This window comes from Pandoraea sp. LA3 (assembly GCF_022696215.1).
GTDB classification, from domain to species: domain Bacteria; phylum Pseudomonadota; class Gammaproteobacteria; order Burkholderiales; family Burkholderiaceae; genus Pandoraea; species Pandoraea capi.
Window position 1 is genome coordinate 170,586 of sequence record NZ_PTPY01000039.1, and the last position, 11,187, is coordinate 181,772.

Genomic DNA, 11,187 nt, shown 5'->3' on the forward strand with positions numbered 1-11,187 from the left:
GCGTCGGACGACAACAATGATGAAAAGACTGTGGTTTCAGTTGCACTGGTTCTTCGGCATTACCGCCGGGCTGGTGCTGGCAGTGGTCGGCCTGACCGGCGCGCTGCTGTCGTATTACGAAGAACTCACCCGCGCGTTCAGCCCGGGTGTCATGACAGTGGCCGTGCCCGACGCGGCCACGCCGAGTCGTCTTCCCATTCCTGAACTCGTTGCACGCGTGCACGACGCCGTGCAGGATCGGCGCATTCTGCTCATGACGGTGATGCGGGCACCCGAAGATGCCGTCGGCGTGCGCCTGTCGATCGGTGACGGCACGCGCGGCGAGACCTACTTCGTAGATCCCTACACCGGCCAGATGCTCGGCCGTTCGCAGGCGGACGTCGTGTTCCGTTTCATCATGGACATTCACCGCTTCCTGACGGTGGATGGCATCGGCAAACAGATCACCGGCGCGGCCACGCTGCTGCTGTTCCTGCTGGCGCTGAGCGGTTTGTACCTGCGCTGGCCGCGTCGCATCGGCAACTGGCGCGCGTGGTTTCACATCGATTTCAAGAAACGCGGCCGTCCGTTCCTCTGGAATCTGCACGCGGTCATCGGCACCGTGGTGCTCGTGCCTTATCTGCTGAGCGCGACGACGGGGCTTTACTGGTCGTACGACTGGTGGCGCGGCATGCTGTTCTCGATGGCGGGCGTTGCCCAGCCGGTGCGTAACCGCGCCCCCGAAAAGCCGAAGATGGCCAAGAAGGGCGAGGCGAAAAAGGCGCTGCCCGATCTGGCGTCGACGTCTGCCGACGAGATGGGCGCCGTGTGGAGCAGCTTCACCACACGCGTGCCGGACTACACGAAGGTCTACCTGCGTCCGTCGCAGAAGCCCGGCGGTCCGCTGCAAATGACGTGGCTCGATTCGTCCGTGCCGCATGAGCGCGCCTTTAGCCGGATGGACATCGAACCGGCCTCGGGTGAGATTCGTCACGAAGAGCGTTACGCGCAGAAGACGACCGGCGGCCAGTTGATGACGAGCATCTACGCGCTGCATCGTGGCAGTTTCTTCGGCACGCCGGGCATCATCGTCATGATGCTGTCGAGCCTGATGATGCCGGTGTTCTTCGTCACGGGCTGGATGTTGTATCTCGATCGTCGCAAGAAGAAGCGGGCGTTGGCATCCGCGCGCCCGGCACAGGTCACAGACGCTCCGAAGGCACCGAACGGCGCACCTTCCGGCGCATTCGCGGAAGACGGCGTGTTGATCGGTTACGCCAGCCAGAGCGGTGTGGCCGAAGGGCTGGCCTGGCAGACGGCCGGCATGCTGCAAGGTGCGGGCGTTCCGGCGCAGATTCAGCCGTTGGCGCGCATCGGTCAGGCGCAGCTTGGGGCGGCCAGGCGGGCCTTGTTCATCGTCAGCACGTTCGGTGACGGCGAACCGCCCGACAGCGCGCGTCGCTTCTCGCAACAATTGATGAATCAGGCGATGGCGCTGCCGACGCTGCGTTTCGCGATGCTCTCGCTGGGCGACAGCCATTACGACACATTCTGCGGGTTCGGGCGCAAGCTCGACGGCTGGTTGCGTGCGCAGGGCGGTGTGGCGGCGTTCGAGCCGATCGAGGTCGATCGTGGCGATCCCGGCGCGTGGGCCAACTGGCAGGAACGGTTGGGCGAGTGGCTTGGGCGTCCGCTGGTGGCGTCGAAGACCGACGACGGTCCGCGTTTCCAGTCATGGACGTTGGCCGAACGTGAGGAACTCAATCCCGGCAGCACGGGCTTGCCGGCCTACCATCTGGCCTTCACGCCGCCGCAGGGTGCCAAGTGGGTGGCCGGTGATCTCGTCGAAGTGTTGCCGCGACATACGGCCGAGCATATCGACACCTTCCTGGCCGGCAGCGTCTGGGCACCTGATGTGCGCGTGAGCGTGGCCGGACGTGAGGCGTTGCTGGGCGAGGCCCTTCGGGAGCGCGTGCTGCCCGAGACGGCCCCGCCGGCGGGCGTCGATTTACAGGACTGGCTGTCGCGTCTGGCGCCGTTGCCCGAGCGGGAGTACTCCATTGCGTCGACGCCGGCAGAGGGTAAGTTGAAGCTGCTCGTACGTCAGACGCGTAATGCGGACGGCACGCTGGGCCTCGGTTCCGGCTGGCTGACTCACGGGGCAGCGCTGGGCGAAGGCGTGACGATGCGTGTACGTCCGAACCCCGGCTTCCACGGGCCGTCAGACGCCAGCGCCATGATTCTGATCGGCAACGGGACGGGGCTGGCAGGGTTACGCGCCCACCTCTCGGCACGGATTGCGCAGGGACATGTCCGCAACTGGTTGATCTTCGGCGAACGTCAGGCCCGTCATGACGCTTTCCACGACGAGACGTTGCGCGCGTGGGAAGCGCAGGGCGGCATTGCCCGGCTGGACCGCATCTATTCGCGCGATCAGGCCGAGCGGGTCTACGTTCAGGATCACGTGCGCGAGTCAGCGCAAGCGATTGCGCAGTGGGTGGCCGATGGTGCATCCATTTACGTCTGCGGCAGCCTCGCGGGTATGGCGCCGGCCGTCGATGCCGCGCTCGCCGACGCGATCGGCGCCGACACGCTCCTCGATCTCTCGGCGCAAGGCCGCTACCGTCGCGACATCTATTAGACGGGCACCGATGGTGTGCTAACGTGAGTGAAGCGTGAATGAAGGGCTCGATGATCATCGGGCCCTTTTCTCGTGATTTCCCGTGATTTTTCGTTATCCCGCAGGCACGCAGGAGGAGCAATGACCGCAACGTGGCAAATCGTGGCGCATGGACTGGTGCAGGGCGTGGGTTACCGCGCGGCATGCGTGGTCGAGGCGCGGAGGCTCGGGCTGGCCGGATGGGTTCGCAATCGTCGTGACGGCACGGTTGAGGCCATTGCGCAAGGCGAGGCGGCGCAGTTGCTGGCGCTGTGCGAGTGGATGCGGCAGGGGCCGCGAGGGGCGCAGGTGTCGTCTTGCGACGTTGACAAGGCATGGGTGGCGGAGTCGCCGCTCACGGGGTTCGAGCAGCGCGCCAGTATCTGAAACGACTGAAGGACGGTGCCGGATGCCTGCTGCCGTACGCCAGAGGGCGCAGGCGGCAGCAGGGAGAGGGCGTTCCGTCACTGTCCTCCGGTGTTCGCCGTGATGCTGAGCGTCAGGCGGCGAGTGCCAGCGAGCCGGGGGCAGTGCTCAAGGTCGGATCGGCGGCGCCGATCACCGGCATATGTGCGGCTTCGTGCGCAGAAAGGCGGAACAGTGCCACGGATTCGCGCAGACGGGCGGCCTGCGTCTCGAGGGCTGCCGCGGCGGCCGAGGCTTCTTCGACGAGTGCCGCGTTCTGCTGCGTCATCTCGTCCATCTGCGTGACCGCCATGTTGACCTGTTCGATACCGCTCGACTGCTCGACGCTGGCGGCCGAAATCTCGCCCATGATGTCGGTCACCCGCTTGACGGACTGCACGACCTCCGACATCGTCGCACCAGCGCGCTCGACCAGATGGGTGCCGGCCTCCACACGGTTGCCCGACGCTTCGATCAATCCCTTGATTTCCTTGGCGGCCGACGCGCTGCGTTGCGCCAACGTACGCACTTCTCCTGCGACCACGGCAAAGCCGCGGCCCTGCTCGCCGGCACGCGCGGCTTCCACGGCGGCGTTCAGCGCCAGGATGTTCGTCTGGAAGGCGATGCCATCGATCACTGTGAGGATGTCGCTGACCTTTTGCGAGGCTTCGGCAATGTCGCGCATCGTCGTCACGACTTCCTGAACCACGTCGCCACCGCGTGAAGCGGTTTCCGACGCCGTCACCGCCAACTGGCTCGCAGCACGGGCGTTCTCGGCATTCTGTTTGACGACGGCGGTCAGTTCTTCCATGCTCGCGGCCGTTTGTTCCAGCGACGATGCCTGCGATTCGGTGCGACGCGACAGATCGGCATTGCCATCGGCGATTTCGCGAGCGCTGCCGTGAATGGCTTCGGTGCTCTCGCGCACGGTGCCGACCGTGGTGGCGAGGCCGTCGCGCATGCGGCCGAGGGCGCCGAACAACTGGCCCATCTCGTTGCGGGTGCGTTGTTCGATGCGCTGGCTCAGATCGCCGGCAGCCATGCGCTCGAAATACGCGATGACTTCGCGAATCGGGCGCAGCACGGCGCGAGCGAGCATGGCGCGGCCCCACAGTGCCAGCAACAGCGCAACTGCAAGGGTGGCGCCCATGGCGATACGCATGACGTTGTAACGCGACTGCGCGGCTTCGTAGCGGGCCTTCTGACGCGCGACCTGAATGTCCTGCAATTCGCGCATCAGCGACTCGACACCGTTATAGGCCGCCGGCGCGACGCGTGCCTGAATCTGGTGGAAGCCGGCAACGTCTCCCTGCTTCAGGGCGTTGAGCGCGGGCGTGACCACCTTATCGAAAAAGGCACGGCGCTTTTCGTCGGCCGATTTCGCCAACTCCGCTTCGTGCGCATCTTCTTTGGGACGTTTCAGATAATCGTTCCAGAGGGCGTCGGATGCGGCGATGTATTGCGTCCCCCGCTTGAGGACTTTTTCCGATTCCTCGGGATTGGCCCCGAGGCTGACGTACGACGCATAAGTCGCCATCGACAGGCGCGTACGAAGAATCTGCTCGCCGGTCCCTTTGAGTTCGGCCAGCGCGGGGGTGTCTTCCGTGGCCATTTTGCTCAGGGATTCGTTGCTGGAGCCCAGTGCCTGCAGGCCCAGCACGCTGACGAGAACGAGAAGTGCACCAAGCAAACCTAGAACCAGCGTCAGACTGGCCCGAATCGTAATGTTCTTATACATATGGATCGATGGATTGAATGCCCAGGCCGTGCCAGGAGAATGCACGGCCTCCCCGTCCATCGGAGAGTGCAAGACGGGGCATAGGGATTATCGGCATATGGGAACCAGAACTTGAGACATTCGGGCTCGGGCGATTCCGAAAGTGCGGTCGCGGCGAAAAAAGTTCGGAATTTGCGCAGTCGCAAGCGTCGCGCAAACGGCCAGACTTGATGACTCTTCAGTTTCTTCAGTACGCCGAAACGCGCGAATCGTGATGAGGCGTCAATGACGCGATGAATCTCGACAAATTCAAGTTCAGACACGCAAGCTCCGACGCGGGGTGCTACGCACTAAGTGATGACGGTTCGTCGAAAGACGATGTAAGGAATGGCAATGCGGATACGTTCCGCATGGCACTGGTGCACGAATTGCGCGCACCGCTGCAGGTGTTGCAGGGACATCTCGATGCGCTATGGGACGACGCGGGTCCCATGGACGATGGGCTCGGCGATGCACGTAGCCGTGCACCCGAGCATGCGCGCGCGCCTCGCAAGCGGTTGGGCAGCATGCGGAGCATGCTCGACGCGCTGGCGGGGGCGGTGGACGACGTGCTCGAACTCGGCCGGGGGGAGGTGGCACAGCTACCGTTGCGAGAGGCGAGGTTCGAGGTCCGCTCGTGTCTGGATACCGAGGTCGATGCGTTCTTCGGGAAAGCCAATGCCAAAGGGCTCGATCTGACCTGCGAGATCGCGCACGACGTCCCCGTTTTTCTTTGGGGAGACGCGACGCGGTTGCGCCAGATTCTGCGTACGTTGCTCGACAATGCGTTGAAATACACGATGTGTGGCGGGGTGGTGGTCCGGGTGGCATGGGCGGCGCAATCGCGCGGTGAGCCCGGTGTCGAGCTGGCACCGTTTGCGGGGTGCCTGACGATCCACGTCTCGGATACCGGCCCGGGGATTCCTGCGGGTATGGAAAACGCGGTATTCGCAGCCTTCGCGCGAGCGGATCCTTCGGTGCAGGGCACGGGGCTGGGTCTCTGGATCGCACAACAATGGGCGCAGCGTCTGGCGGGCTCGCTCAGTGCGGAGTCGTCGTCGAGCGGCGCGCGATTCCGTCTTTCCGTGCCGTTTCGCTTGCCCGGGCACATCGCCGGGACGACGACGCCGGTCGGAGGATCGGGCGGTACGGCATCCGGCACCGGGACGGCAGCGGGGCTTGCCGAGAGACCCGAGATGTCCGAGATGTCCGGGATGCCTGCAATGCCCGCGGCACAGGTTGCCTTACGCGAGGGGCTGCAAGCGCTGGTCGTGGACGATCACGTGATGAATCGCAGGATTCTCGGTGAGCAACTCACTTCGTTGGGCTGCCATGTGGCTGGCGCTGGAGACCTGACCGATGCGTTGCTGCAATGGATCGCGCTCGACGTCGATGTCGTGCTGACCGACGTACACCTGGACGGGGTGAGCGGGTTGGCGCTGGCGCGGACGTTGCACGCGCTCGCCCCGGTGCTCGGTCGTCGCAAGCCGGTGGTGTACGCAGTGACCGGATCGGTGGTCGGGGCGCGGGCGGCGCGAGAGGCAGGTATCGACGAGGTGCTGACGAAGCCGGTCTCGCGTGAGCGGTTGTCCCGGACACTGGCCGTGCGGTGGCCTGCGCTGGGCGAGCCGTTTGACACGCACGGGCAAGCGGCAGAAGTGCCGGGAGGGTCGGAGACGCCGGGCAGGCCACCGTCGCCACGTCTTGCGCCCTTGCGAAGCGATCCGTATGCGCGGCGGATCATGCGCGACGAAATGGCCAAGGATCTGGCACGGTTCCGACGTTTGATGGTGCGGCGGCGGGCAGAGGACATCGATGCGGCACATGCGCTGCTGCATCGAATGCGAGGGGCGTGTCGCATGTTCGGCGACCCGGAACTGACGGCGCGATGCGATCGCCTCGCCGACCGATTGGCGACGCGACGCGATGCGACAGGGGATGATCTATGACCTGTGAAGGCGGGCAATCGCAGCGTCAAACCGGGCGGAATGAGAGTGCGCCTTGCGGGGAGGGTGCGCTTTGCGGGTATGTCGTGGCGGTGCCAAAACGGCCGGCCACGGCGCAACCTCGGCGCTCAGATGTAGCGCCAGACGGCGAGGTAGTGGCAGACGGTCCCCCCGATGGCGAACAGGTGCCAGACGAGGTGGCCGAACTTGATGTGGCCGTCGAGCGAGTAGAAGATCGCGCCGATGGTATAGGCGGCGCCGCCGGCATAAAGCCACCCGGCGCCCGGTCCCGGAATGGCTGCCAGCACGGGACCCGCAACCAGCACGGCGACCCAGCCGAGGCCGATGTAGAGCAGGGTGGAGACCAGCGGGCGGTCGAGCAGACCAAGCGTCTTGGCGATCAGGCCGGCGATGGCCATCGTCCACACGCCGGTGAGCAGCGGCCAGCCCCACGGATCGTTGAGGATTTTGACCGTGAAGGGCGTGTAGGTGCCGGCAATGAACAGGAAGATGGCGCAATGGTCGACGCGCATGAACAGGCGCTTCGCGCGCCCATCCGGCAGTCCGTGATACAGCGCAGACGCCAGATAGACCACGACCATGGTGACGGCGAATACCCCGATGCCGATTTGCTGAACCGTGCTGGGCAATGGCGGGCGAACGGTGGTGAAGAGAAACGGAATCGCGGCGAGCGCGGCCAGACAGGCAAGGCCGTGGCTGACGCTGTTGGCCAGCTCCTCGCTGCGGGTCTGCGCGCGGGCGATGGCCCGCGCGCCTGGGGGTACCGTACTCATGCCGTCCTCATCGGGGGAAGCGCAGGGGAAGTGCGGAATGCGGAAAATCGTCAGTGATGTGTCTCGTGCCACTTGCGAACGGCCGCCATGGTGTTCTCGACATGCTTGTCCGGATCCATGCTGATGTAGCTGTAGATCACCTTGCCGTCGGGCGCGATCACGTAGGAAATGCGATTGGCGATGTCGGGCTTGAGTGCCAGCACGGCGTCGTACGCCTTCATGATCTTTTGGTCAGTGTCGGCCGCCACGGCGAACTTGCTGCGACATTCGGACACCGAGAACTTGTTGAGCGTATCGATGTTGTCGTGCGAAACGCCGATCACCGTCGCGCCCATCTCCTTGAACTTGTCCGTGGCTTCAGCGAAGTCGTGGGCTTCGATCGTGCAGCCCGTGGTGAATGCGGCAGGGTAGAAGTACAGCACGACCGGGCCCTTCTTGAGGGCGTCGGCGAGCGAGAAGGTGAAGACCTGGCCGCCAAGCGACGCTTGTGCCTTGAAGTCGGGCGCGGCTGCGCCGTTCTGCAATGCCGCATGGGCGGGGATCATGCACCACGCCGTGATGCCGACGATGGCGGCTGCGGCAGTCATTCCGAACCAACGTTTCATGCAAGGCTCCCAAAGTGGATGCTTAAGGATAGAGGCTTGCGAGGGCGCTGTCCAACGTGCGCCGTCACCTTTGACGACGTCGCAACAGTCCTGTCGCGTGGCGTCCACGCGTCTGTGCTGGTGTCTGTGGTAGTGCTGCGAACGATGACAGTCTACGGTCGATCCCGTGACAGGCGTCTGTCAGTGTCGCGTCATGATCCGTCGCTCCCGCCGCTGCCACCGCCACCGATTGGCAGGACCGTCGTGGACTTGATCTGCGAGAGCGCGATCATCGAGTTGACCTCCTGTACCATCGGCAACTGCGACAGCCGCTCGAAGAAGAAGCGTTCGTAAGCTTCGACGTCGCGCGTCACGATGCGCAGCAGAAAGTCGACGTTGCCCATCAACACGTGGCACTCCAGCACTTCTGGAAATTCCTGGATGGCCTTGGAGAATTCGGGCAGCGCGCTGCGGCTGTGGCCCGCAAGTTTTACGTGGGCAAACAGCATGACGTTCAACCCGACTTTCTTGCGATCGATGAGCGCAACCCGTCGCTGAATCACGCCCTCGGCATCGAGCCGGTCGATGCGACGCCAGCATTGCGACTGCGACAGGCCGATGCGCTCGCCGATCTGCGCGGCCGACAGCGAGGCGTCTTCCTGCAAGAGTGCGAGGATTTTTTCATCGAATTCGTCAATTTGCATGATTTATTCCTGGAATGGATTGAATTTGAATGAATCATGTGAAATCAGCGTGTTTTTGTCAACGATACGCGAAGCATTTACCTGCTGATGCCCGTAAACTCTCTTCCTATCGATGGTATTTGCCGGAACCATCCCTTCAAGTTCGACCGACTCCGCAGGAAAAACACGACACCATGAAACTCGATTTGACTCTTCCCACTGCCGAAGCCGCGACCGGTGCCGTCGCCCAGCCCGTTGCCCCGTTGTCTGCCAAAGGCGCAGACCTCATTGCGCGCACGCTGGTCGATATTGGCGTCGATACGGTGTTCTGCTACCCGGGAGGCGCCAACCTCGAGATGCTCGACGCGCTGTCTCGCGTGGCGATCACACTGGTGCGCACGGAGCATGAGCAGGGTTCCGTGTTCGGGGCGCAGGGGTATGCACGTGCCACCGGCAAGCTCGGCGTCTGCCTTGCGACGTCGGGCCCGGGCGCGACGAATCTGGTGACGGGCATTGCCGATGCGGCCAGCGATTCCGTGCCGATCCTCGCGATCACCGGGAATGTGGCCACGCATTGGCTGGGCAAGAATGCGTTCCAGGAAGTCGACATCGTGGCCATCACGAAGCCGGTCACGAAGCTCGCGCGCCAGGTGCGCGAGGCCCGCGATATTCCGGCGGCGCTGCGCGAAGCGGCGGCTTGCGCCCTGGCCGGTCGTCCGGGCCCTGTCTTGCTTGACTTCCCGAAGGATATTCAGCAGGCACGCCCCGACCAGCCGACGGACAAGCGTTTCACCCCGGCGGTGCCGGCGGGCATGAGCGATGAGACGGCGCAACGCATTGCCGCATTGCTCGCACAGAGCGAACGGCCGGTGATCTACGCCGGCGGCGGGGTGATCGCGTCGGGCACGGGCGCGCAACTCGTGGCGCTGGCCGAAGCGCTCGACTGTCCGGTCGCGCTCACGATGATGGGGCTGGGCGCGGTGCCGGACGATCACCCGCTGTTGCTCGGTCCGCTGGGCATGCATGGGGCTTACGCGGCGAACGTTGCCGTCAACGAAGCCGACGTGGTGCTGGCGCTCGGCGTGCGTTTCGACGATCGGGTGATCGGTGACCCGGCGTCGTTTGCGCGTCACGCCAGGATCGTTCATATCGACGTGGATGCCGCCGAAATCGGCAAGAACAAGCCGGTGACCCTCGGCGTGCACGCGGATCTGCGCGACGCCTTCACCGGTCTGCTGGCGCATGCCACGCGTCGCGACGTGCCGGCATGGCACGCGTATCTGCGTCAGCGCCGCGAGGCGCATCCGCTGCGCTCGCCAGGCGCGGCGCAGGCCAGCACGGTTGGTTCGGTGGATTCGGTGAATTCGGCCGGCGCGGACGAGGGCGTGCTGACCGGCGTCGACGTGATCGCCGCGCTGGCAGCGTTGCTCCCGCCGCAGGCCGTTGTGACGACAGGGGTGGGACAGCATCAGATGTGGGCCATGCAGCATCTGCGTCTGCGCGAGCCGCGCACGTTCCTGTCGAGCGCCGGGTTTGGCACGATGGGCTTCGGTCTGCCGGCCGCCATCGGCGCCAAGGTGGCGTTGCCGGACGTGCCGGTCGTCGATATCGACGGCGATGGCAGCCTGAACATGTCCGTCAACGAACTTTCGACCTGCCGTCGCTACGGGCTGGGCGTGAAGGTGCTCGTCATCAACAACCAGTGGCTGGGGATGGTGCGTCAGTGGCAGGACATGATCTATTCGCGTAACCGTGTGGCCTCGTCGCTCGTCGACCCCAATGTGCCGGATGGCGCGGACGACGGCCGTCCGTATCCGGACTTCGTCACGATCGCTGCCGGATACGGCGTGGCCGGGGCGCGCGTGACGCGGGCGGAGGAACTGCCGGCGGCACTGGCCCGTATGCTTCAGGACCCGAGCGAGCCGTATCTGCTCGACGTGCTGGTCGCCCGGGAAGACGATGTCTATCCGATGATCCCCGCCGGCAAGACCTACCGCGATGTGGTTTTCGGGCCGGGGCAGACGGCCGGGCCGATTGCAGCGGGCGCATTCTGATTTGCGCGTCCGGTGTCAGGCGTGAGGTGGAGGGGGCGGGTGCGTCCCCTCCCTCGGTTTTCGGGGTGACTTCACGCCTTATCGCCCGGCAATCGAAAGCCTGTCGGCGCGGGATTGACGGCGATTCTCCTGTATTTCCATTGGGTGAGAATCCGGCCTCACGTCGCGAGATCGCAACGAGCTAACCCGCTTTGGCGGGTTTTTTACGTTTCGGGGGCAGCGAGGAGTATCATTGCGCTCTTTCTAGAATTCTCGCCAAGGAAATCAATATGTTGACGAAGCGCCTGGTGCTGGCCGCCGCCTGTATTCTGACGACCTTCGCCGCGC

At 64.5% G+C, this 11,187-nt stretch carries 8 protein-coding genes; 4 read left to right on the forward strand and 4 right to left on the reverse strand.

The window, feature by feature from the left end:
- Window positions 1-16 precede the first annotated feature (16 nt).
- Window positions 17-2,620 carry a sulfite reductase flavoprotein subunit alpha gene (locus C5N93_RS25885; RefSeq protein ID WP_242561522.1) on the forward strand — a complete coding sequence of 868 codons (2,604 nt, stop codon included), beginning with the start codon at window positions 17-19 and terminating at the stop codon, window positions 2,618-2,620.
- Between the two features lie 120 nt (window positions 2,621-2,740).
- Window positions 2,741-3,025: an acylphosphatase gene (locus tag C5N93_RS25890; RefSeq protein WP_069343302.1), complete on the forward strand. Its 285-nt coding sequence runs from the start codon at window positions 2,741-2,743 to the stop codon at window positions 3,023-3,025.
- A 112-nt stretch (window positions 3,026-3,137) separates the two neighbouring features.
- On the opposite strand, the gene C5N93_RS25895 is transcribed toward C5N93_RS25890, so the two are convergent.
- A complete protein-coding gene (locus C5N93_RS25895) occupies window positions 3,138-4,781 on the reverse strand; it encodes a methyl-accepting chemotaxis protein (RefSeq protein WP_242561523.1) in 1,644 nt (547 codons plus the stop codon).
- 389 nt (window positions 4,782-5,170) lie between these two features.
- Here C5N93_RS25895 and C5N93_RS25900 point away from each other — a divergent pair, with 389 nt between their 5' ends.
- The gene (locus C5N93_RS25900) at window positions 5,171-6,748 is read left to right on the forward strand and encodes a hybrid sensor histidine kinase/response regulator (RefSeq protein ID WP_242561524.1); all 1,578 of its coding nucleotides are present in this window, start codon (window positions 5,171-5,173) and stop codon (window positions 6,746-6,748) included.
- A 125-nt stretch (window positions 6,749-6,873) separates the two neighbouring features.
- On the opposite strand, the gene C5N93_RS25905 is transcribed toward C5N93_RS25900, so the two are convergent.
- From C5N93_RS25905 to C5N93_RS25915, 3 genes are all read right to left on the reverse strand, one after another.
- Window positions 6,874-7,539, reverse strand: coding sequence for a hemolysin III family protein (locus C5N93_RS25905; RefSeq protein WP_242561525.1), 666 nt, complete (start codon window positions 7,537-7,539; stop codon window positions 6,874-6,876).
- A gap of 50 nt (window positions 7,540-7,589) precedes the next feature.
- Complete coding sequence (locus C5N93_RS25910; protein WP_242561526.1) at window positions 7,590-8,144, reverse strand: peroxiredoxin; 555 nt, start codon at window positions 8,142-8,144, stop codon at window positions 7,590-7,592.
- 191 nt (window positions 8,145-8,335) lie between these two features.
- On the reverse strand, window positions 8,336-8,827 hold the full coding sequence (locus C5N93_RS25915) for an Lrp/AsnC family transcriptional regulator (protein ID WP_069343307.1): 492 nt from the start codon (window positions 8,825-8,827) through the stop codon (window positions 8,336-8,338).
- A 173-nt stretch (window positions 8,828-9,000) separates the two neighbouring features.
- Between C5N93_RS25915 and ilvB the strand changes: the two genes are divergently transcribed.
- Window positions 9,001-10,860, forward strand: a complete 1,860-nt coding sequence (gene ilvB, locus C5N93_RS25920; protein ID WP_242561527.1) for a biosynthetic-type acetolactate synthase large subunit — start codon at window positions 9,001-9,003, stop codon at window positions 10,858-10,860.
- Window positions 10,861-11,187 lie beyond the last annotated feature (327 nt).

Coding starts and splice junctions, on each gene's coding strand:
- C5N93_RS25885 (WP_242561522.1), top strand. CDS start 17: ATGATGAAAAGACTGTGGTTTCAGTTGCACTGGTTCTTCGGCATTACC.
- C5N93_RS25890 (WP_069343302.1), top strand. CDS start 2,741: ATGACCGCAACGTGGCAAATCGTGGCGCATGGACTGGTGCAGGGCGTG.
- C5N93_RS25895 (WP_242561523.1), bottom strand. CDS start 4,781: ATGTATAAGAACATTACGATTCGGGCCAGTCTGACGCTGGTTCTAGGT.
- C5N93_RS25900 (WP_242561524.1), top strand. CDS start 5,171: ATGGCACTGGTGCACGAATTGCGCGCACCGCTGCAGGTGTTGCAGGGA.
- C5N93_RS25905 (WP_242561525.1), bottom strand. CDS start 7,539: ATGAGTACGGTACCCCCAGGCGCGCGGGCCATCGCCCGCGCGCAGACC.
- C5N93_RS25910 (WP_242561526.1), bottom strand. CDS start 8,144: ATGAAACGTTGGTTCGGAATGACTGCCGCAGCCGCCATCGTCGGCATC.
- C5N93_RS25915 (WP_069343307.1), bottom strand. CDS start 8,827: ATGCAAATTGACGAATTCGATGAAAAAATCCTCGCACTCTTGCAGGAA.
- ilvB (WP_242561527.1), top strand. CDS start 9,001: ATGAAACTCGATTTGACTCTTCCCACTGCCGAAGCCGCGACCGGTGCC.